Annotated in this window: 18 protein-coding genes; 8 read left to right on the top strand and 10 right to left on the bottom strand. The window is 70.5% G+C overall.

Going from position 1 to position 21,248, the window contains the following annotated elements:
- Positions 1-41: 41 nt before the first annotated feature.
- The 7 genes from SMIR_RS12365 to SMIR_RS12335 form a co-directional block, all read right to left on the bottom strand.
- Entirely contained in the window at positions 42-914 is an 873-nt protein-coding gene (locus SMIR_RS12365; RefSeq protein ID WP_212727001.1) for an immunity 49 family protein, read from the bottom strand.
- Positions 915-980: 66 nt separating this feature from the next.
- On the bottom strand, positions 981-1,442 hold the full coding sequence (locus tag SMIR_RS12360) for a hypothetical protein (RefSeq protein WP_212727000.1): 462 nt from the start codon (positions 1,440-1,442) through the stop codon (positions 981-983).
- 28 nt (positions 1,443-1,470) lie between these two features.
- Positions 1,471-3,660: a hypothetical protein gene (locus SMIR_RS12355; protein ID WP_212726999.1), complete on the bottom strand. Its 2,190-nt coding sequence runs from the start codon at positions 3,658-3,660 to the stop codon at positions 1,471-1,473.
- Positions 3,661-3,785: 125 nt separating this feature from the next.
- Positions 3,786-4,181, bottom strand: coding sequence for a DUF6507 family protein (locus SMIR_RS12350; RefSeq protein WP_212726998.1), 396 nt, complete (start codon positions 4,179-4,181; stop codon positions 3,786-3,788).
- Between the two features lie 48 nt (positions 4,182-4,229).
- Complete coding sequence (locus tag SMIR_RS12345) at positions 4,230-4,541, bottom strand: pore-forming ESAT-6 family protein (protein ID WP_101400457.1); 312 nt, start codon at positions 4,539-4,541, stop codon at positions 4,230-4,232.
- A gap of 24 nt (positions 4,542-4,565) precedes the next feature.
- Complete coding sequence (locus SMIR_RS12340; protein ID WP_101400458.1) at positions 4,566-4,898, bottom strand: hypothetical protein; 333 nt, start codon at positions 4,896-4,898, stop codon at positions 4,566-4,568.
- A gap of 314 nt (positions 4,899-5,212) precedes the next feature.
- Entirely contained in the window at positions 5,213-6,763 is a 1,551-nt protein-coding gene (locus tag SMIR_RS12335; protein WP_212726997.1) for a hypothetical protein, read from the bottom strand.
- A 242-nt stretch (positions 6,764-7,005) separates the two neighbouring features.
- Between SMIR_RS12335 and SMIR_RS12330 the strand changes: the two genes are divergently transcribed.
- Positions 7,006-9,183: a DEAD/DEAH box helicase gene (locus SMIR_RS12330; protein ID WP_248003108.1), complete on the top strand. Its 2,178-nt coding sequence runs from the start codon at positions 7,006-7,008 to the stop codon at positions 9,181-9,183.
- Between the two features lie 30 nt (positions 9,184-9,213).
- Entirely contained in the window at positions 9,214-10,047 is an 834-nt protein-coding gene (locus SMIR_RS12325; protein ID WP_168495193.1) for an oxidoreductase, read from the top strand.
- Between the two features lie 42 nt (positions 10,048-10,089).
- Here the strand turns inward: SMIR_RS12325 and SMIR_RS12320 are convergent, their stop codons facing one another.
- Together SMIR_RS12320 and SMIR_RS12315 are read right to left on the bottom strand one after the other, a co-directional pair.
- The gene (locus SMIR_RS12320; RefSeq protein WP_168495195.1) at positions 10,090-11,196 is read right to left on the bottom strand and encodes a pyridoxal-phosphate dependent enzyme; all 1,107 of its coding nucleotides are present in this window, start codon (positions 11,194-11,196) and stop codon (positions 10,090-10,092) included.
- A 9-nt stretch (positions 11,197-11,205) separates the two neighbouring features.
- Positions 11,206-12,429, bottom strand: coding sequence for a serpin family protein (locus tag SMIR_RS12315; protein WP_248003109.1), 1,224 nt, complete (start codon positions 12,427-12,429; stop codon positions 11,206-11,208).
- A 124-nt stretch (positions 12,430-12,553) separates the two neighbouring features.
- On the opposite strand from SMIR_RS12315, the gene SMIR_RS12310 reads away from it, so the two are divergent.
- From SMIR_RS12310 to SMIR_RS12285, 6 genes are all read left to right on the top strand, one after another.
- Entirely contained in the window at positions 12,554-13,750 is a 1,197-nt protein-coding gene (locus SMIR_RS12310; protein WP_168495197.1) for a DUF4190 domain-containing protein, read from the top strand.
- A gap of 147 nt (positions 13,751-13,897) precedes the next feature.
- Complete coding sequence (locus SMIR_RS12305) at positions 13,898-14,650, top strand: GntR family transcriptional regulator (RefSeq protein ID WP_168495199.1); 753 nt, start codon at positions 13,898-13,900, stop codon at positions 14,648-14,650.
- Positions 14,651-14,990: 340 nt separating this feature from the next.
- On the top strand, positions 14,991-15,173 hold the full coding sequence (locus tag SMIR_RS12300; RefSeq protein WP_101400465.1) for an SPOR domain-containing protein: 183 nt from the start codon (positions 14,991-14,993) through the stop codon (positions 15,171-15,173).
- 65 nt (positions 15,174-15,238) lie between these two features.
- Positions 15,239-15,640, top strand: a complete 402-nt coding sequence (locus SMIR_RS12295) for a (deoxy)nucleoside triphosphate pyrophosphohydrolase (protein ID WP_168495201.1) — start codon at positions 15,239-15,241, stop codon at positions 15,638-15,640.
- Between the two features lie 269 nt (positions 15,641-15,909).
- Positions 15,910-16,341, top strand: a complete 432-nt coding sequence (locus SMIR_RS12290) for an ATP-binding protein (RefSeq protein ID WP_168495203.1) — start codon at positions 15,910-15,912, stop codon at positions 16,339-16,341.
- A 359-nt stretch (positions 16,342-16,700) separates the two neighbouring features.
- A complete protein-coding gene (locus tag SMIR_RS12285; protein WP_248003110.1) occupies positions 16,701-19,580 on the top strand; it encodes a SpoIIE family protein phosphatase in 2,880 nt (959 codons plus the stop codon).
- A gap of 73 nt (positions 19,581-19,653) precedes the next feature.
- Here the strand turns inward: SMIR_RS12285 and SMIR_RS12280 are convergent, their stop codons facing one another.
- A complete protein-coding gene (locus tag SMIR_RS12280; RefSeq protein WP_168495207.1) occupies positions 19,654-21,198 on the bottom strand; it encodes a coiled-coil domain-containing protein in 1,545 nt (514 codons plus the stop codon).
- Positions 21,199-21,248: the final 50 nt, after the last annotated feature.

Raw genomic sequence — 21,248 nt, 5'->3', positions numbered from 1 at the left:
ATTCGTTGTCCGTTTCAGTTCTCAGAGTGAGGTATCGGCTGTCAGGTGGCGTACTCGCCCACCCAGTTGTGCTGCAGAAGGGCTTTGGGCAGGTACTCGGACTCGACCTCGATGGGGAAGTCGTTGTCATAGGCCATGCAGGCGATGGCGAGTGGGCCGAGAGCGACCAGGCCGTCGCTGCTCAGGGATCGTGCTTCGTCGCCGGTCCAGTACTGCTTGTGCCAGGTGAGGGCTTGGACCAGTGACCTATTGAACTCATCGGTCTCTTGACGGTTGTAGAGCTGGAAGAGCTCGAGTGGTGGATACAGGAGCATCAGCATGGTGTCCCTGTCGGCGACCTGGGCCACGTCGGGGTCTGTGCCTTTGACCGCAGCGACCAGTTTGTCCCACGTGTTTGCAGCCTGGCCGTGCCAGTAACTCTGCAGAGCCTCCACCCAGTCGTAGGTGTACTCGTCGAACAGAGCGCCGGACGCACGGAGGAACGACACAGGTACTTGCATCAGCCGGTCGAGGCGCTCATTTTCACGGCAGATCATCGCCAGGTAGACCGAGGTGATCCAGGCTCCCGCGTGCGTATAGGACGTCGGGCCGGTCGCCGGGAGGTTCTTCACCTGTCCGGTGCTCCCGATACGGCAGGGTACGGGGCCTTCGACTGCCGTGGCCGAGTCGAACAAGGCGGAGCCGACCTGCATGGCCGTGACCCACGCCTCCCACGTTTCGAACTTCGATGCGTAGGGATCGATCGCACAGCGCGTCTGCGCCAGTGTCAGACTGGTGCTCAAGGCTTGGCCACGTCCGATGTCGTCCGGTTCGTCAAGCTCACCGAGGACCCAGTCCACGGTCTCGTTGAGTACCGCCAGACCCTCTGCCGCGTTGTCCGTGGGGTAGTCGTGGCGAGGAATGCGCGTGATCACGTAGGCCTCAGGTGGGGAACTCGCCGAGCTGGCCGTGCTGGAGGCCGCGCAGATTCAGGAAACACGTTACTCATCTTCACTGACTTGAGGTGTCAAGTGCAGTGTGAGTTCCGCACTGGCGAGCATCCTCGTGATCTCAATGGGAAGGTTATCAAATTCGGTCATAACGACGTCAGCCGGGTCGATCCTACGGATCTCCCCATCGTGACCCTGCGCCTCGATGACGTAGCGGTAGCCGCGAGGCGTTGTTGAATCATCTACTACATCCCAGCGGGCGCCGTGCCTCTGAATCAGAAAATCTGCCACATACGACAGCAGGTCGCTATGCAACGTTACCCAGTCCGATTGCTCGAACTGACCGAGGGGGAGACGTGACACGTAATTCTGCAGGGCGGGAATCAGGCTCAACGGGTCTCGGGTGTAGGCATCTGGAAGAACTCCCAACATGTCGGCGATATCGATGATCGTCCGACGTCCCTCCTCGATCCATCGTTCAAGATTCGGGTCGGGAGCGCTTGCCCTCGCCATTTCTGACACCTTCCGCTAAAACTGATTCTTACTTCTTGGGGGCCGGACCGTATTCGACAAATATGATGCGAGCCTGAACGAGATAATTTCGGAGAGCCTGGGATGGAGGTGCGTGCATAAACACCCATCGAGGATCATATTTGGGATCCAGGCGTCGCAATGTGAGATCTTTGTTGATCTGTTCGATTATACCCTTGTTGAGTGGAACCTCTCCCTTGACGACCTGGTTCGTTCCGTCGGCGAGTTTGACCGTTCGGAATTCCAGGTAGTGCTTGATTTCGACAGCCAAAGTCCGGCCGCCCGGCATATCCACAGGCACGTCCACTTTGCGACCACCCGGGGTCTCCACAGGGTAATAGGGGTGGTTGTGGGTCGGAACCCGGTAGTGCCGCTCAGAGCCACCACCGAACATCTCCCTGCCTATCTCCTCCGCAGTGGTATAGCGATGGCGCCCGGCACGCAGGGCACGCAGCTCGCGCAGAGACAGCTCCGCTTGGCCGGGCGGCAGGGTGGGACGCGTGAAGTCGGGCTCACCGTCTCCTTCACCGTGCTGCCGTGCTTCGGAGGACGCATCCGTGCCGTCGGTGGCCGCTGCTTCCTCGTGCCCCTCGCGTGGTTCGTGAGCGTTTGCGTGGGCGGTCTCGTGACCATGTGTTGGCTCGTGAGGGCTGCCGGCATCAGATTCCCCTGAGCCGTCAGCGCCTTCCGAGGCGTGCCCGCGGCGGCCGTCCGTATACGCATCCCCGGAGCGCGGTTCACGGCTCGTGGCACCAGCCCCGTGACGAACGCCGCCACGTGCGCCATTCGCATCGGTGGCAATTGGACCCGTACCCGATGACGACGCCCCAGAGTCCGCACCATGCGTTGAGGCGGCTCCGCCTTTCGGGACATCACGCCCGCCGCTACTGAGGGCATCGCCCCTGCCCCCGGCTGGGGTGCCGTGGCTGGCCTGGGGCGGGAGGTTTTCCCCTGCATGAGCAGTGGCTCCGGGGACGCGTGAGGCAGCGCCCACCCCCGCGGGCTCCCGCTGCTGCGCGGGCGTCTCTTCCGGCGTGGGCCGTGCGTCCGCGGACGCTTCCTGGCGCGGCGTGTCCCCGACGACGTTGCCGTGCTTGTCGACGGGGATGAACTTGCCGTCCTCGATGACGACTTTGGAGCCGTCGCCGAGTTCGATGACGCTGTGGATGCGCTGGGAGTCCGCCGAGGCGCCGATGCCGGTGCGGATTCCGGCGGTGAGGTCGGAGAGCTTGGGCAGTGTGCTGATGGCTTTGCCGGTCGCTTTGAGGCCGACGGCGACCGGGTCGATGTACTCGCCGACCTTGGCGGCGATCCCGGCGCCCTTGGCAACCGCGCCGACTTCCCCGCCCTTGGCCGCGACGGCCAGGGGGCCGGCGCCGAGGGTGAGGCCGTTGAAGACGACCGTTGCCGCGGCGCGGGCGGGGTTCTCGCTCCACATGTCCCAGGCGACCATGGACTTGGCGAAGTCCTTGGCGGCCTTCTTCTGCCGGACCTCCGTTGCGCTCTCCTTGTCCGGGCCGATCGCCCAGTCCATGAGCGCGTCGTACGGTTTGGCGGTGTACTGGCCGATCCCGCTGACGACGTCCCCGAGATGACCCCAGGCGTCCCCGGCCGCGTCCGAGCCGTTCCAGCCGACCAGGGTGCCCAGTCCCTTGATGCCGCCCCAGATGTTGTCGATGACGAGGCCGTCCCAGAAGAAGCTCTTGGCCCAATAGCCGACCTCCCACGCGTGGTGGGACTCGCTTTCCGGGACCCCCCAGGGCGTCTTCTTGGCGTGCTTGAGGACGTCGAGGTCGTAGCCGTACATCACCGTCTTCTTGTCGACGGTGTGGTGACCGTCGTCGACCACGAACTCCGGCCCGCCGACGAGGGACGAGATCTTGGTGGCGGCCCGGCGCTCAGCCTCCCGGAAGGCGCTCTCCGCGGTGGCGACGCCGTCCATGAGCTCCTGGTGACGGTGGATCTTGTCCCCGTCGTACGTCCAGTCGTCGTCGCCCTCGACGCTGTCGACGAACGCGAAGGCGTCCGTCTTGAGCTGGGCGAGCCTCTTGGCGAGCGGACGGGCCTCGACGGAGTACGTGTCCAGCGCGTCCGCGACCGTCTCCAGCTTGGTGGCGAAGATATCCGCCTTGTCCATCACCGGCTGTGTGGTCGCGAAAAGGTCGTCGGCCTCCGGAGCGGTGTAGAAGGCCTCCAGCATCTGGAAGCGGGAGTGCACGTCCATCCCGCCGTCGCGGATCCCGATGGCGTCGCCGCGCAGCCCGGAGGTGTCCTTGTCCAACTGGTTGAAGTCGCCGGTGAACTGGGGTATGCCTGACGGGTCGATCACTTGGCGCCGCCGTCCTTGCCCGTGCCGCCCCGACCCGGCAGATCGATCTTCGGTGCGCCGAGCGCCTTGTGCTCGGCCTGGGCGGCCATTTCGAGATCTCCGGCCACGTAGTACGCGGTCGCCTCCCGCGCCCCGTTCACCGACTTCGCCGCCCGCGCGCCGAGGAACAGCACGTCACCCGCGGTCTTCTCGACGAAGATGGCCAGCGCCGCGCCGATCGCGCCGGTTGGCGCGGCCCCGCAGTACGGTCCGCTGACCGTGCCGGCCGAGGTGGCCGCGCTCTCCACGTCCGTCCCGTACGTCTTGACGTCCTTGGCCACGTCGTCCATCGCGTCCGCGACCAGCGAGGTCACGAACTCGACGCCGGACGACGAAATGTCCCACCCCGACATGCCAAACCCCCGTGGAAACGTTCCTGCTTACTACGGCCCCGGCTTCGGTCAGCCGATGTTGTCGACGGCGGCGCGAGCCTTGGCCATGGTCGACTGTGCGGTGCCGTCGTTCTGCTCCAGCGTGGTGCGCACAAGCCGGATGATGTCGCGGACCTCGTTCGCGGCGCGGTTCCAGCGCTGCTCCTTGCCGTGGTACTCGTCGGCGACGCCGTCGGCCGTGAAGTCGGCCATCGCGGCCTGCACCGCGCGGTCGCGGTCGCCGAGGACGCGCTCCAGCTGGCCGATGATGCCCTGCAGGCTGCCCTGTACCTCGGTGGAGGCGCCGGTGTCGTACGAGCGACGGTCCAGATTCTGACCCATGATCAAGCTCCCCCTCGGTGACGACTATCGGGCGCCGAAGCGGGCGGCATCGAAGTTGGACTGGCCCATGTTCTGGTGGGCGTTGTCCTCCTGCTCCAGGTCACCGGAGCCGAACGCGGTGTCCATCCCGCCCTGGCCGCCCAGGATCGCGCCCAGCGACCCGTTCAGCGCGTTCGTGATGTCGTCCGTGTGCGCCTTGAACGAGTCGAACGCGGCCTTGCCCGCCCCGTTGAACTTCCCCTCCAACGGCTCCGCCGCCTGCACCAGCCAGCGGATCAGCGTGCCCAGGTCCTCGGTTGAGCCGAGCGTGCTCTTGCCGAGATCCGCCAGGGTCGACGACCCCATGTCGAACTTCATCCACTCGCCCCCGTAAGTGTGTTGTGTACCACGGTCGTTCGACCGCCCCGACGTGCCCGCGCGTCATGCACGCCTCACGGTCGCCGAACATCCTCTCGCATCACGCGTTGCAGACGCAACGCAATAGGGTGCGAAGTGGCGCGATCCATTCCATGGCACGGGAGCTGACGGAGGGTCAGCTGACCGGGACCCGGAAGTCCCGGCCAACGACCCAGCCGATCAACGGTGTTCGGGAGGGCGAGGACGAGGGCCGGACAGGGCCCTGATCGTGAAATCCGGGAGGACTGTGCGGCCGTCACTCGGGGATGACGGAGTCAGCCGATGGCGTATGCGCGGTACACGGTCTGCACCGAGCGGTCGCCGTTGGAGTCGGTCACCTCGGAGCGCAGGGCGATGGCGCCGGAGGCCGGATTGTGCACCGAGACCTTCCAGGAGGAGCCGGAGCGGGTGACGGCGGCGGCCTTCCAGGTCTTGCCTCCGTCGGCGGACGTCCAGACCCGTACGGTCTTGACCGCCACCTTGGTGAACTTCACGTCCGGGTCCTGGGAGCCGCGCCCGGCGCTGACGGTGACCGTCGTGGTGCTGTCGGCCGCCGCCTGGTTGCGGTTGTTCAGGCCGGCGGGCAGGAACCGCGTCAGGAAGACGGGCGCGACCGCCGACTTGGCCGGGTCGGCCTTGAACCGCCAGTCGAGGGTGACGCGCGGGGACAGCATGCCGGACGGGAAGGTGATGCCCGGGCGGTAGCGGTGGGCGTCCACGGTCAACCGGTACCAACCGGCCGCGTGGATACGGGCGGAGAAGTCGGGGTCGGAGCGCCAGTTGGTCAGGGTCTGCTTCTTGACGGTGGTGCTGCCCTTGTACAGGGCCACCGACTCCTTCGTCGGGTCGGCCCAGCCCACGTCGGGGTCGCCGATCAGGGATCCCGGATAGAACTGGACGGACTTCTGCCGGACCATGGGCAGGGAGTGGAGCGGACTCCACGCGGCGCGGCCGAAGGACTGGGTGACACTCTGCCCCGCCTTCAGTGTCCTGGCCGCCGGGAAACCGCCGCCGACGTCGTCGCCGTTGTCGGCGAAGATGTCGGCGCGCGGCTGCCAGCGCCCGGGAGTCACATGGGCGGTGGCGCTGTACGGCGCGTTGGCGTCGTGGACGTCGGCGTACAGGTCGGTCGTGCAGTCCGAGACCTTCGGCAGGGCCTGGAGCGCGGTGTCGTTCCGACGGGCCATCTGCGTCCCGCTGCGCACCGAGAAGCGCATCGCCGCCAGCCCCGAGCGCTTGAACGACCCGCCCGGCTGTGCCGGGATCCCGGTGGTCTTCTTCACCGCGACGTAGGTGTCGTTCCCCGTCCACTGCGCCAGGTATCCGAACTGCAGCAGCTTGGAGGAGTTGGGAATGGCGTAGAGGGACCCCGCGGTGTTCCAGCCCGCCACGCTGAAGGCGGAGGGCATGTTGCCGACGGTGGCGGCGCACACCTGTCCGCTGATCTGCGGCGGCCCGGTCACGTCGGCGGGGGTGTCGAGCGACGCCTTCACCGCTTTGCCCTTGCGGGCGTCGAGCGTCACCGAGGCCCTGCCCGACACCGACACGACCTGCGCGCCGAGGGTGTCGGTGCCCAGCCCGTTCGCGGCGCTCTCGTAGATGTCGGTCATCGCGATGTAGCGCCCCGAGGGCAGGTTGATCCGCTTGCCGGACGCGACGCTGTACGACTCACCGGACGGAACGGCGACGACGGTGACCGTCGTCGCGACCTTACTGCCGTGCCGCCCCAGCGTGGCGACGGTCAGTGAGGTCGACGCCGCCTGCGCGGAAGCCGCCGGAACGAACAACGGCGCCAGCACGGCCACGCCCACGAAAGCGAGCGGCATCCGTCTTGCTGTACGTCTTGCAGTCATGACTCCCCCTCCAGCTCCGGACCCCGACCCCGAAGCCGCCCAATCGTAGCCCTGCCGCCGACGTGTTCGATCAGGCCCCCGCCCCTCGCGCCCGGGCAGGCGGCGGTGGCCCCGCAGGGCCAACGGGCGGGCCGTGAAGCCCTGTTCGGTCGACCGTGCTTCCGCGCACCCGGAGCCGGATCGGGTTGTCGGCGGTGGGCAGTAATGTCGGGCCGGTGGGGAAACGTGAGCGGAGTCTGCTCGCCGAGGGCGTCGGACTGCACGAGGCCGCGCGGGGTGTGCTCGCCGATCACGCCCGCGCGCTCGAAGCGGTGCGCGCGGCGCTGGCACCGATCCACGCCGAACTCGTCGGCAAGGAGCTGGAGTCCATCCCCGTCTCCCGGCTGAAGGACGTCACCGAGGGGCGGTTGCGGCTCGGGGCGCTGGAGACGGCCGGGTTCGCGTCGGTGCGGGCGGTGTACGAGGTGGGGCGGTACGAGCTGCGGCAGCTGCCGGGGGTGGGCGCGCAGACCGCCGACCGTGCCCTCGCGGCGGCGCGGCAGCTCGCGCGCGCGGTGGAGGAGACCGTCTCCGTACGGATGGACGTCGACCGGCCCGAGCCCCGTACGACCGCCCTGGTGATCGCGCTGCGCACCCTCGTCGAGGCCGGTCCCGAGCTGCGCCGGGCCGTGGACGCGGCGACGCGGCTCGACGAGCGGCTCGGGGCGCTGCTGCCCGCGGCACGGCCCGCCGGCGGACGGCTGGGGATGGTGCTCGCGGGGCGGGAGCGGCGGCAGAGCGCGCTCGACGCGATCGCCGAACTGCGCGAGCTGACCGGCGACGCGGGCGCCCGTGACGTACGCCTGCTGCTCGCGCAGGCCTCGACCGACCTGCTGCGGACGCCCGCCTCCGAGATCGAGGCGTGGGTCGACTTCGAGTTGCGCTCCGCGGAGTACTACAGCCAGCTCGCCGAGGTCTGCGAGCACCGTTCGGACGTGGCGGCCGCCGAGGGCTTCCTGCCGTCGGAGGTCGCCGAGCGGGTGCACGCCCAGGCGCTGGACGACACCCGGCGCCGGGTCTCGCTGCGCGGCTACCAGGACTTCGGCGCCCGGTTCGCGCTCGCCCAGCGCCGGGTCGTCCTCGGCGACGAGATGGGGCTCGGCAAGACCGTGCAGGCCATCGCCGTACTCGCGCATCTCGCGGCGGACGGACACAGCCACTTCCTGGTCGTCTGCCCGGCGAGCGTACTGATCAACTGGACGCGCGAGATCGGCGCGCGCAGCACGCTGCGGGCCCTGCCGGTGCACGGCGCGGAGCTGCTGGACGCCTACGAGGAGTGGCGGGAGCGCGGGGGCGTCGCGATCACCACGTACGACATGCTGCACCGCCTGCCCGCCCCGGAAGGCGAGGGAACGAAGCCGGGGATGGTGGTCGTCGACGAGGCGCACTACGTGAAGAATCCGGACACCCGCCGCTCCAGGGCGGTCGCGGCCTGGACGGGGCAGTGCGAGCGCGTCCTGTTCCTCACCGGGACGCCCATGGAGAACCGGGTCGAGGAGTTCCGCACCCTCGTCCGCTACCTCCAGCCGGCCCTCCTCCCCGCGATACGGCACACCGCCGCGGCAGCCGGCCCGCACGCCTTCCGCAAGTCCGTCGCCCCCGCCTATCTGCGCCGCAACCAACAGGACGTCCTCACCGAACTGCCCGCGCTGGTGGAGGTCGACGAGTGGGAGGAGTTCAGCGCCGCGGACCGGGAGGCCTACCTCAGGGCCGTCGAGGACGGGAATTTCATGGCGATGCGCCGGGCCGCGTACGTCGACGCGGAGAAGTCCGCGAAACTCGGGCGACTGCGCGAACTGGTGGCCGAGGCTGCGGAGAACGGCCTGAAAGTGGTGGTGTTCTCCTACTTCCGCGATGTGCTGGCACTGGTCCGACAAGCCTTGGGCGAGGGCGTGTTCGGGCCGGTCTCCGGTGCCGTGCCCGCCGCGCGCCGGCAGCGCCTCGTCGACGACTTCACGGCCTCTCCCGGTCACGCGGTCCTCCTCTGCCAGATCGAGGCCGCCGGTATCGGCCTCAACCTTCAGGCCGCGTCCGTGGTCGTCCTGTGCGAACCGCAGGTCAAACCCACGATGGAACACCAGGCCGTGGCCCGCGCCCACCGCATGGGCCAGGTCCGCCCCGTCCAGGTGCACCGCCTCCTCGCCACCGACAGCGTCGACCAGCGCCTGCTGCACATCCTCAAGAACAAGAGCCGCCTCTTCGACGCCTACGCCCGCCGCAGCGACACCGCCGAACAGAGCCCGGACGCGGTCGACATCTCCGACAGCGCCCTCGCCCGCCGCATCGTGGAGGAGGAGCAAATACGACTGGCGGGCGGCGTGGGGCCGGGGCAGGCTGGTGCGCGGGAGCCGTGAGGGTCACGGCTGCGTGGACCAGGGGGCGCCATGAGCAAGGTGTGGCTGATCACGGGAGCCAGTAGCGGGTTCGGGCGGGCGATCGCGGAGGCGGCGCTCGGGGCGGGCGACGTGGTCGTCGGCGCGGCGCGGCGCGTGGAGGGGCTCGCGGATCTCGTCGCCGCGTACCCCGAACGGGCCGAGGCGGTGCCGTTCGACGTGACCGACGTGACGGCGGCCGAGGACGTCGTGCGGGGGGTCGTGGAGCGGCACGGGCGGATCGACGTGCTCGTCAACAACGCCGGGCGCACGCACGTGGGGGCCATGGAGGAGACCGGGGACAGTGAGCTGCGCTCGCTCTTCGATCTGCATGTGTTCGGTCCGGCGGCGCTCGTGCGGGCCGTGCTGCCGTACATGCGGGCCGAGCGGTCCGGCGCGATCGTGCAGATGAGCAGCATGGGCGGGCAGATGTCCTTCGCGGGCTTCTCGGCGTACTCCGGTACGAAGTTCGCGCTGGAGGGGATGTCGGAGGCGCTCGCCGACGAGGTGAAGGAGTTCGGGATCAGGGTGCTGATCGTCGAGCCCGGCGCGTTCCGCACCGCGCTGATGGACAGCACCCGTGCGGGCGTCAGCCCCGACCTCGGCGTGTACGACACCTCGGTCGGCGCCACCCGCCGCATGGTCGAGACCGCCGACGGCACCCAGCCGGGCGACCCCGCGAAGGCGGCGGCCCTCGTCCTGGCCGCGCTGGACGCCGAGCACACCCCGCTGCGCCTGCCCCTCGGCGACGACGCCGTCACCGCCGTACTCGACCACCTCGACCAGGTGCGCGGTGACATCGCGCCCTGGGAGAAGCGCACGCGGAGCACGTCCTTCGACGAGTGACCGCCGACGGGGCGTTGTCAATCCTGGGGCCGCCCGGACCGCCTATCCCCGGGCCGGCCCCGTCTTCACGCCCGCCCCGCACAACGGCACCACCGCCGTACGTCCCCCGAGCACCCCTTCCCGTACCGCCGCCCAGCACGCCACTCCCGTCGACTCGACGTACAGGCCCCGTGACGCCAAGTCCCTCTGGGCGTGGCGGATCTGGTCCTCCGTCACCGTGAGGAACGTGCCGCCGAAGGCGCGTACGGCGCGCAGGATCTGGCGGGCCCGGGGCGGGCGCGGGATGGCGATGCCCTCGGCGAAGGTGGGGGCCGGGGGAGTGACGCCGACCAGGTCGTCCGCGCCCTCGGCCCAGGCGTGCGCGAGCGGCGCCACCGCGGCGGCCTGGACGGCGTACAGCGCGGGCCGCCGGTCGATGAGCCCCGCCCCGTGCAGCTCGGCGACGGCGAGGGCGGCGCCGAGAAGCAGCGTGCCGTTGCCGACGGGGACGACGATGACGTCGGGCAGGCGCCCTCCCAGGTCTTCCCAGAGCTCGTGCACGTACGTCTTCGTACCGTGCAGGAAGTACGGGTTGAAGACGTGCGAGGCGTAGAACGTGCCCGGGAGGTCCGCGGCCTCGCGCGCCGCCCGGGCCGTCGCCTCCCGGTCCCCGTCCACGACGTGCGTCCGCGCCCCGTGCGCCTCGATCTGCTCCAGCTTCTTCGGCGACGTGTCTTCGGGGACGTACACCGTGCAGGGCAGTGCGGCCCGCGCGCAGTACGCGGCGATCGCCGTCCCCGCGTTTCCGCTGCTGTCCGCGATCACCTGCCGTGGCCCCAGCCGCAGTGCCAGCTCGGCGAGCAGGACGGCGCCGCGGTCCTTGAAGGACAGGGTCGGCATCAGGAAGTCCAGCTTGGCCGAGATGCCCCCGCGCAGCTCCACCAGCGGGGTACGGCCCTCGCCCAGGCTGACCGTGGGTGCGGCCAGCGGCAGGCACTCCGTGTACCGCCACAGTGAGTTCACGCGTCCGGTCAGGGACTTGAGGGGCGCGGGGGTCGGCGCGAAGTCCAGGTCGAGCGGGCCGCGGCAGAGCGGGCAGCACCAGTCGAGCGAGCCGCCGGGGACGCGTGTACCGTCCGCCGGGCAGAAGCAATCCGGCAAAGGTGTCATGGGCGCAGGCTATGCGTGCACCTCGACATCCTCGGGGAACGGCTCCGGCTCCGTGACCCACCCCGCCGCGAGGACGAGCCGCGAGGTGCGGTGCAGAGCGAGGAAGCCGAAGGGGCGGTCGAAGGTGGCTTCGATCGTGGTGGTGACGTAGCGGAGGTCGGGGATGCCCACGGCTGCGATGCCGAAGGCTGTCACCGCCGCGGCCCGGAAACCGAGGGCGCCGAACTTCGCCATGGCGGACTGGCGGGCGGAGGCCACCGCCAGAGGCGGCCGGTCGCCGATGCCAGGAAAGTGCCCATGGCTCAGGTCCCTCGCGGTGGTGAGTCCGAACAGGCCGTGCCGTTCCAGCAGATCGTGGTCGGCCGTCAGTTCGTACGCGACGGTCGTGACGTGAAGAGTCGGCGGCTGGGGCCGTTCACGGCGCTCCTTCACTACGCGCAGGCCGGGGCCCACATCGCCGTAGGGGAGCTGTGGACCGGGTACGACCGACCGGGTGCGGGCGAGGATGTCCATGCCCGCGCCCAGCACCTGCCCAGGGCTCATCCGCTCCTCGCCGAGCAGGAGATGGACGTCGATGCCGTTGCTGCCCAGCACCTTCAGTTCGGTGACGCACCCTTCCGGCGTGTCCGCCATGCCGATCCGGTCGAGCAGCGTGCTGCTGCGGTGGAGCCCCAACAGGGTTCGTTCCTGCCACGGTCCCGTCTCCGGCAGCAGCGGGTACTCCTCGAAGGGGCGCAGCCACTGGGTCCGCAGGGCGAGTGCGCTGGCCAGTACGAGCAAGGTCTCCTCGGACAGCTCGATCGGCAGGCGCTCGATGAGTCCCGCCGTCCGTCGCGCCGCCCACGCGTCGAGCGTTTCGTGGTCGGTGGCCGGGTCACCGGTGAGCTCTCCGCGTGTCCCGTCGGGCAGCCCCGCTGCCCACTTCTCGCGTACCTCCAGCTTCCGGTCGTTCCACAGCCCGACGGCCGAGTCCAGCCCCCGAATCGCGTTGAGCGCGCCCATGAACTCCCTTGCGTGGTGAGCCGCTTCGTCAGCGGGAAATCCCACCGCGGCCGCCAGTTCCGCCCGCGTCGCCCCCGTCGCCCCGTCCGCCAGGAACCCGAGCAGCGGCCACACCCCCGCCGCAGAGAACACCGTCCCGGTGGATGTCTCGCGCGCCCATCGCGACGTCAGCCCGTTGACCGCGCCGATCGTCGCGTTCGTGATCCGCATTCCGTCCCCGCCCCCGGCCATGCCGCCCCACCGTGCCGCACTTACGATGCGCCCAACTGTGCGGCGAACATATGCCCGTCGTACGTCGGTGCCGTCATGGTTTTTCCGTACGGCCGAGCCCGCCCGGACTAGGAGCAGAGCACTCGTGGCCATACCCCCGCCGCCCGGGCCCGAGCGGCCCGAGGGCCCGTACCCGCCGCTCGTTCAGGGGCCGTATCAGGGGCCGTACCAAGGGCCGTACCAGGTCTGGGGTCAGGGCTACTCCCCGTACAACCGTCCCGCGCCCGTCAACGGGCTCGCGATCGTCGCGCTGGTGTTCGGCATCCTCTGTTTCCTGCCCGCCGTCGGGCTGGTCCTCGGGATCGTCGCGCTCGCGCAGATCAAGAAGCGGGGCGAGCGGGGCAAGGGGCTGGCGGTGGGCGGCATGGTGATGTCCTCGCTCGGTGTCGCGCTGCTCGTCCTGGCCGTCGCCACCGGCGGCGCGAGCGACTTCTGGGACGGCTTCAAGGGCGGGATGAACGACTCGGCGGGCAAGGGCACGGGCACGGTCTTCTCGCTCGGGAAGGGGGACTGCTTCGACGAGCCGGGCGACTCGCCGAAGGGTACGACCGTCCGCATCGACAAGGTGCCGTGCGCCGCGAGGCACCACGCCGAAGTGATCGCGAACTTCGCCACGAGCGGCGCGCGTTACCCCGGCCGCGGCAGTCTGCTCGATGTCGCCGACGCCAAGTGCCGCGCGTTCGAGCGCGCGTACACGATGGACGCCTGGGCCGTCCCGGACGATGTCCGGCTGTACCACTTCATCCCGACCCGCGACAGCTGGAACCTCGGTCGTCACTCGATCATCTGCATGCTGGAGAGCGGGGACGGCAAGAGCGGCCTGAAGGGTTCGCTGCGCAAGGACGGCTTCACCCTGAACGCGGACCAGTTCGCGTATCTGCAGGCCGCGGACACGCTCGACGAAGCCCTGCGCGCGGCGCCCGCCGCGAAGTACGTCGACGACGACCTGCGGGGTTACAAGGAGTGGGCGACCAAGGTCTCCGTCGCGCTCGACGACGAGGCGCATCTGCTGCGCGGACACGGCTGGTTCCCCGCCGCCGAGAAGCCCGTCGCCACCCTCGTCGACGACGTCGAGGCCTCGCGGAAGGAGTGGGTGAAGGCGGCGGCCGCCACGGACGCGGGTACCTTCTCCGCCCACTACAAGAAGGGCCTGAAGCTCATCGACCCGAGGAGGACGGTCACCGCACGCAAGGTTCTGGGCCTCACCACCACCCCGCCGTCGAGCGACGGGGGCGGGGGCGGCCGGGGCGACGGGGGAAGCAGTGGCGGCCTGGAGGTGTGACGCGGGCTATAGCGGGGAGAAAGTGCCTGGGTAAAGCCCTCGGCGAGGATCAGTAATCACATCGAGTGATTCTCTGGCCTTCGCTTGCATGGCACAACCCACGGTTGCCAGGCTGTAGCTGTCTGTACAACCTGATGGGAGCGGCCAGTGACTTTCGGTGAGCAGCCGGCGTATCTGCGTGTCGCGGGTGATCTCCGCAAGAAGATCGTCGACGGTTCGCTGCCACCGCACACCCGCCTCCCCTCCCAGGCCAGGATCCGCGAGGAGTACGGCGTCTCGGACACGGTCGCCCTCGAAGCGCGCAAGGTGCTGATGGCCGAAGGTCTGGTCGAAGGCCGCTCCGGCTCGGGGACGTATGTGCGGGAGCGGCCGGTGCCGCGCCGGGTGGCCCGTTCCGGGTACCGCCCGGACAGCGGCGCGACCCCCTTCCGCCAGGAGCAGGCGGACCTGGCCGTGCGCGGCACCTGGGAGTCGCGCAGCGAGCAGGCCGAGGCGAGCGGCGCGATCGCCGAGCGCCTCTCGATCCGGCCCGGCGACCGCGTGATGTGTACGAACTACGTCTTCCGGGACGCCGGCGAGGCGATGATGCTCTCCACCTCCTGGGAGCCCCTCGCCGTCACGGGCCGCACCCCTGTGATGCTCCCCGAAGAGGGCCCGCTCGGGGGCATGGGCGTCGTCGAGCGGATGGCGGCCATCGACGTGATCGTGGACAACGTCACGGAGGAAGTGGGCGCCCGTCCCGGCCTCGCCGAGGAACTCCTCGCGCTGGGCGGTGTCCCCGGGCATGTGGTCGTCGTCATCCAGCGGACGTACTTCGCCTCCGGCCGTCCGGTGGAGACGGCCGACGTCGTCGTACCGGCGGACCGGTATCGCATCGCGTACCACCTGCCGGTGAAGTAGCCGTAGGAGTTCACGGGCGGTCGGCGTCCGCGGGGCGGGTACCCCCTGGCTGCCGGGCGAGCGGACCGCCAAGTGCCCCGCGTGCGAGGTCGGTTGCAATCTGGCCTTTCTCAAATGCCCTGCCCCCGGCGGAGTTCGCGCTGCCTGACGGGCGCACGGAGGGCGCTCGACGGCGCGTTCGTACCCATGCGCCCCCTCCGTCTTGGCTGGTTGCGTACCTCTTTGTGTAAAGGCGTATTCGCTGCGTGAAGGTTAGGCGTACGCTCGGGCATATGCGGATTGCGGTTTCCTTAGGGTGTGGGGCACGGCGCGGGCCGGGGGCGGGAAGTGGAGGGGCTCGATGAACGACGGCACGATCACTCTTCCCTGGCTCGTCATACGGCAGGACGACAACGGCAATCGCTACCGCGTCGGCAGGTACGCGACCCGGGCCGAGGCCCAGAAGATCGCGGACAGCCTCGACGACCGCGGCCACAAGCAGCTCTACTGGGTCGAGCGGATCGCGCAGAACGGATCCAGGTGACGGTGTGACGGCCCCGGTCCGACGTCCTGTCCGTGTCCGGTGTGCCCTGCCGTAGGCTCCGGCGCATGGACGAAACGATCGTGGTGGTGGGTGGCGCCCTGCTGCACGACGGACGCCTCCTCGCCGCGCGCCGCAGCGCACCCCCCGAACTGGCCGGACGCTGGGAGCTGCCCGGCGGCAAGGTGGAACCGGGCGAGGCCCCCGAAGTCGCCCTCGTACGCGAACTGCGCGAGGAACTCGGCGTCACGGCGGAGTCCGTCGAGCGTGTCCCGGGGGAGTGGCCCCTGCGGACGCCGTACGTCCTGCGTGTGTGGACCGCGCGGCTGCTTCCCGGCTCGGCCGACCCCATGCCCCTCGAGGATCATGACGAGCTGCGCTGGCTGAGCCCGGACGAGCTCTGGGATGTGGATTGGCTGGACCAGGACGTCCCCGCCGTGAAGGCGGTGCTGCGGCGCTGGGACGGCTGAGGCGCCGGCGGGCCGCAGGACCGGGCTTCGCGCAACGGCTCCTCTCGTCGCGCGCAACGGCTCCTCTCTTCGGGGGACACCGGTGACATGCGAGGTGCGGGCGCGGGCGCCGGTGCGCGGCGCTGTGTGTACGGCTTTCGGGGGCGGGAGAGCGCGAGCCGTGTCCGCGGCCCGAAGTCCCGTACGCCGTTCGTGCCACAGTGCACCCACATGTGCGGTAAAGCTTCCCGGATATCGGGTATGTGCCCATTAACCCCACGAAACCGGACATGGGTGGGTTCCTGGCCTGGGAAGTGATCGGCGTGATCGACACCGAAGGCGACTGTGCCGAGTGGAGTTTTCCCGCGGAGCCCGGTGCCGTTCGTACCGCCCGTGCCGTCGTCCGGGGGCAGCTGCGCACCTGGGGGCTGGATTCCCTCGGAGATGTGACCGCGCTGCTGGTCAGTGAGCTGGTGACCAACTCGCTGCGGCACGCCACCGGCCCCATCGGTGTCCGTCTGGTCAGACCCGGGGGGCTGCCCGGTGCCCTCCTCGTGGAGGTGTCCGACCCGTTGCCCGACCCGCCCCGTGAGCGGTCAGCGGACGCGGACGACGAGAGCGGTCGAGGGCTGCAACTGGTGGCGGGGTCGTCGCGGCGTTGGGGTACCCGGCCCGGGGACACTGGAAAGACGGTGTGGTTCGAACTCGGGGTGCCCGGCTGAGGGTGCCGACGGTGCCGGGCCGAGGGCGTGGACGGTGCCCGGTTGAGGGGTCGGGCGGTGCCCGGTCGAGGACGCTGACGGTGCCCGGCTGAGGGTGCGTCGGCTGCCGTGCTGAGGGTGTGTCGGGCGGAGGGCGGGGCGACCGATTGGTTCAGGCCACCAGAGTTGTCCGGAGTCTTTGATTCGAGCGGGCGCCACCTGGTTAGAAGACTGGGAGTATGTCGCGGCCGGTCCAAAAACCATCGGGACCGTGCTGTGATCGTGAACACCGTGTTGTGCGGCGCCGTAGTGCTGGATACTGCGGGCAGCCGCCCCCGGTGACCGGTGCCGGACGCGGTGAGCTGGAGGGGACGGTTCGCGTGAGCGAGATACCAGCGAAGGCCACGGAGTCCGAGGACCCGTCGGACGGCGCGAGGTCGGGGGCCGCGGGGGATTCCGCCGTGGCCGGAGCGACGGGCGGGGCGATGGGCGACGCCATGACCCGACCGCGAGGCGACGCGAGAACCGAGCCGACGAACACACCATGGGGCGGCACACCCGCCGGAGCGAGCGGCGACGCCAGGCCCCGGACGGCGGGCGCCTCGACGGGCTCCCCGACGGGCGATCCGACGGAAACGGGCACGGACGCGGCCACGGACATCGGCGCGGACATGCACCGGACCACGGCCAAGTCGCCTGGTGGACCGCAGGGCGGAGCGTCCGTCGAACCGTCCGTCGAACCGTCCGGAGAGCCCATGGGCGACGCGATGTGGCAGAGCAGCCCGCCCGGTTCGATCTACGACTACATCAAGGTCGCCTCGTTCTCCATCGGTGCCGACGGCCTCGTCGACCAGTGGAGCCTGCGTGCCGAGCAGCTCTTCGGGATATCCCCCGAGCGCGCCCTCGGCATGGACCCCATCGAGGCGTTCTTCGAACCCGACCAGCGCGAGCGCGGCCAGCGCAAGATGGCGGAGATCCTGGACGGCCGCGAGTGGACCGGTGTGGTCCCCTTCCGCATGCCGGCCACCGAGGACGGTGGGCCGGGTGACGAGGGCCTCGCCGAGGTCTATGTGATGCCCACCACGACGGAGGACGGCGAGCGGGCCGCCGTGTGCATCGTCGTGGACGTCCGGACCCTCCGCAGCATCGAGACGGACCTCGCCGCCTCGCAGGCGATTTTCGGTCAATCTCCGTTCGGCTTCCTGCTCATTGACACGGATCTGCGGGTCCGGCGCGCCAACAAGCGGTTCGCCTCGGTGTTCGGCGGAAACGTGGAGAGCCACCGTGGCCGTACGGTCCACGACTATCTGCCACGTTCCGAGGCCGAGCGGGTCGCCGCGACGCTGCGTCGCGTCCTCGAAACCGGCGACTCCATCACGGACATGCACGTCACCGGTTTCATACCCGGCTCCGACGAGCGCCGGCACTGGTCGATCAACCTCTACCGCGTGCACAGCGGCAGCGGCCGCCCCATCGGTATCGCCTGGCTCGGAACCGACATCACCAGCCGCCGCGCCGCGGCCCGGGAAGCGGCCGCCGCGCGGCGCAATCTCGCCCTTCTGAACGAGGCGGGCGCCCGCATCGGCAACTCCCTCGACCTGGAGACCACCGCGCGCGAACTCCTCGACGTCGTCGTGCCCGGCTTCTGCGACCTCGCCACCGTCGACCTCTACCAGGGCCTGCTGGCGGGCGACGAGACCCCGCGGGCTCTCGCCGACGGCAGCGCGGAGCTGCGCCGGGTCGCCTTCGCCAGCGCCGTGTCCGACGCGCCGTTCATCGGCGGACCGGCCCCCGTGGCCGTGGGCGCCGTCCATCACTACCCGTTCAACTCGCCCTGCGCGGACGCCCTGCGCACCGCCCGCCCCCAGCACGTCCCCGCCGAGGACGGCGGGCTCATCCAGTCCACGCTGGCGGTCCCGATGGTCGCCCACGACACGGTGGTCGGCCTCGCCCAGTTCTCCCGTACGAAGGGCAGCGAGCCGTTCGGCGACCGCGACCGGGCGCTCGCGGTGGAACTCGCGGCGCGCGCCGCGGTCTGCATCGACAACGCCCGCCTCTACCGCCGCGAGCACGAACGCGCGCTGATCCTGCAGCGCTCGCTCCTCCCGCCGGGCGACCCGGAGGCCTCCGGCCTGGACATCGCGTGTCGGTACCTGCCCGGCAACGCGGCCACCGAGGTCGGTGGCGACTGGTTCGACGTCATCGAACTCCCCGGTCACCGCACGGCGTTGGTCGTCGGCGACGTCATGGGGCGCGGTCTGCGCGCGGCGGTCGCCATGGGTGAACTGCGCACCGCGGTCCGCACCCTGGCCCTTCTCGACCTCGAACCCGCCGAAGTCCTCTCGGCGTTGGACGAGATCGCCCGCGGTCTCGGCACCCCCGGCGGGGTCCAGCAGGCCACCCGCGCGGCCCGCCAGCCCCGCGACGCCGACCTCTCCGAGGTGTATTTGGCGACCTGCGTGTACGCGGTGTACGACTCCGTGACCCGCCGCTGCACCTTCGCCAACGCGGGCCATCTGCCGCCGGTGCTCGTCGAACCCGGCGAGAGCGCGCTGATGCTCGACGTGCCGCCGGGCATGCCCCTCGGGGTGGGCGGCGAGCCCTTCGAGGAGGTGGAGGTCGAACTACCCGAAGGCGCACTGTTGGCGCTCTACACGGATGGACTGGTCGAATCGCGCGATCACCCCCTCGACGAGGGCCTGCAGGCTTTCGTCGGCGCGCTCACCGACCCCTCCCGCCCCCTGGAGGACGTCTGCGACCACGTCCTCAACACCCTCGACACCCACCACGGCGAGGACGACATCGCGCTGCTGATGGCGCGTGTCCAGGGGCTGCCCGCCGACTCCGTGGGCGACTGGACACTGCCGCGCGAGCCGCGCAGTGTGGGGCGGGCCCGTGAGTACGCGCGCACCCAGCTCACCGCCTGGGACCTGGAGCCGCTCGTCGACACCGCCGAGCTCCTGGTCAGCGAACTCGTCACCAACGCGCTGCGCTACGGCGAGGGCGAGATCAGGCTGCGCCTGCTGCTGGACCGGACCCTCGTGTGCGAGGTCTGGGACGCGGGCCTCGTCCAGCCGCGCCGGCGCCGCGCCCGAGACACGGACGAAGGGGGCCGGGGGCTGCAGCTCGTCGGTCTGCTCTCCGCCGCGTGGGGCTCGCGGCGGACGCCGCGCGGCAAGACGGTCTGGTTCGAACTCCCGCTCCCGGACGGCGGCACGCCCCTCACGGACCCGGCGGAGGCGTTGCTGAGCCTGTTCTGACCGCACAGTTCCCCGCGCCCCCAAGGGCCTCTGCGCCCCCTAAGGTCCCTGCACCCCTGAAAGCCCCGCACCCTCAGAAGTCCCTGCGCCCGCGTGTCCTCGGTCCGCCGAAGCTCGCCGCGGGGGCGTTTGGGGTGTCGTCCAGCAGGATCCCGCCGAGCACCGCACCGCCGACGCCCGCATCCTCGGGTCCGGCATACGGATTCCCGTACGCCCGCACGTCCCGCTCCGCGAGCTGCTGGGCCTCCAGGGCGAGCCCATCGGCGCGCCGGACGTCGACGAGGGTGCGGGGCGCGAGCGCGAGGTGCCGCTCCGCCTCCGACAGCCGGGTCCGGGCCTCGACCCCGACCGCTCCCCGGTGCGTCGTGACGAAGTCGGAGGCGAGGGCGACGGCACTGCGGGCCGGAAGGAGCGCGTGGTCGAGGAAGGCCCGGTCCAGGAAGGCCCGGTCGACGGGGACGCGGTCCTCGGCGAGGAGCGGTGCCGTGGCGTCGGCGACGCGACGGAGGGCGCCGAGGGGGTCGTACGGACGGACGCCGCCCGCGATCTCCCGCCGCACGTCGGCGACGGCCGACGCGGCGTGCGTGATCCGACCGGGCAGCGCACCGACGGCCGGGAGGCCGCGCGCCGCCGCCAGCTCGGCCCGCGCGTCGCGCAGTGCCCCGGGCAACAGGGTCGCCGCGGAGGCGAGTTCGGAGGCCAGCCGGTCGATACCGTCCATGAAGAGGCCCGCCTGGTCGACGGCGGCCTCGGCGGCCCGCAGATACACCGTCGCCCGCGCGCCCTCCCCCCGGTCCAGGTACTGCCGGGCCTGGTTCAGGCGGGTGGTGGCGAACACGAGCCGGTCCTTGGCCTGTTCGACGTGGCCCGCGACGGAAAGGGACGCGGAGGGCGCGTACCGCTCGCGCAGCTCGCTGAGTGTCGCCTCCGCGGCCGGGGTGCGCGCGGCGAGCTCCCGGAAACGGGCCTGCGCCGACTCCAGCGCGGCAGGCAGCGTCCGTTCCAGGGCGCGCAGCAGGTCGAACCCGGGCGCCTCCGCGTCCAGCCGCCGCCCCGCCTCCGAACAGCGCGTGGCGATCTCCTCCAGCAGCTCCCGCCTCACGAGGCTGTCGTCCGTCCGGGAGTCGTCCAGCCGCTGCCACAGCCGGAAGGAGGCCATCAGCTCGGAGCGCGCGAACGCCAGCGCCTCCGAGTACGTCTCGACGGCCTCCTCTCCGAACTGGTCCGCGGCCCGATCGAGTTCCTCCGTGCCGGTGCGTACACAGTCGTCGATCTCGACGAGCAACCGCCTCGCCCGCCGGTCGAGTTCGGCGAACGGCACGGGGTGCGGGGTGCCGCCACCGGGTGTCGTACGGGTCCGGGCCCGCCGTGTCCGCCGCGCGTACGAGTACGCCGCCAGCGCCCCCGCGGCGACCACCGCGACGAGGGGCAGCACGAGATCGGCGGTGCTCGTCCCGCCCCGCCCGGGCGCGGCCCGCACCTCGTCGGCACCCGCCCGTGCGACGGGCAGCAGCAGCCACCCCACCGCCAGCAGCCCCCCGAGCACGGCATGCGCCACCCGTACGGCTATGTGGGACGTGGCTCGGCGCGACCGGCTTCGGCTCAGGGGCGACGTCACATTTGGGAGCGTATGACCGCTTGCGCCGGGGCGCGACCGGGGGTGCGCCG

The organism is Streptomyces mirabilis (assembly GCF_018310535.1).
In the GTDB taxonomy this organism is placed as follows: Bacteria; Actinomycetota; Actinomycetes; order Streptomycetales; family Streptomycetaceae; genus Streptomyces.
This window is presented reverse-complemented; position numbering and strand designations above follow the sequence as displayed.

Bases quoted from the DNA above. Each gene is read 5' to 3' on its own strand.
- SMIR_RS12360 (WP_212727000.1), bottom strand. From the start codon at position 1,442: ATGGCGAGGGCAAGCGCTCCCGACCCGAATCTTGAACGATGGATCGAG.
- SMIR_RS12355 (WP_212726999.1), bottom strand. From the start codon at position 3,660: ATGCTGGAGGCCTTCTACACCGCTCCGGAGGCCGACGACCTTTTCGCG.
- SMIR_RS12350 (WP_212726998.1), bottom strand. From the start codon at position 4,181: ATGTCGGGGTGGGACATTTCGTCGTCCGGCGTCGAGTTCGTGACCTCG.
- SMIR_RS12345 (WP_101400457.1), bottom strand. From the start codon at position 4,541: ATGGGTCAGAATCTGGACCGTCGCTCGTACGACACCGGCGCCTCCACC.
- SMIR_RS12340 (WP_101400458.1), bottom strand. From the start codon at position 4,898: ATGAAGTTCGACATGGGGTCGTCGACCCTGGCGGATCTCGGCAAGAGC.
- SMIR_RS12335 (WP_212726997.1), bottom strand. From the start codon at position 6,763: ATGCCGCTCGCTTTCGTGGGCGTGGCCGTGCTGGCGCCGTTGTTCGTT.
- SMIR_RS12325 (WP_168495193.1), top strand. From the start codon at position 9,214: ATGAGCAAGGTGTGGCTGATCACGGGAGCCAGTAGCGGGTTCGGGCGG.
- SMIR_RS12320 (WP_168495195.1), bottom strand. From the start codon at position 11,196: ATGACACCTTTGCCGGATTGCTTCTGCCCGGCGGACGGTACACGCGTC.
- SMIR_RS12315 (WP_248003109.1), bottom strand. From the start codon at position 12,429: ATGGCCGGGGGCGGGGACGGAATGCGGATCACGAACGCGACGATCGGC.
- SMIR_RS12300 (WP_101400465.1), top strand. From the start codon at position 14,991: ATGAACGACGGCACGATCACTCTTCCCTGGCTCGTCATACGGCAGGAC.
- SMIR_RS12295 (WP_168495201.1), top strand. From the start codon at position 15,239: ATGGACGAAACGATCGTGGTGGTGGGTGGCGCCCTGCTGCACGACGGA.
- SMIR_RS12290 (WP_168495203.1), top strand. From the start codon at position 15,910: ATGGGTGGGTTCCTGGCCTGGGAAGTGATCGGCGTGATCGACACCGAA.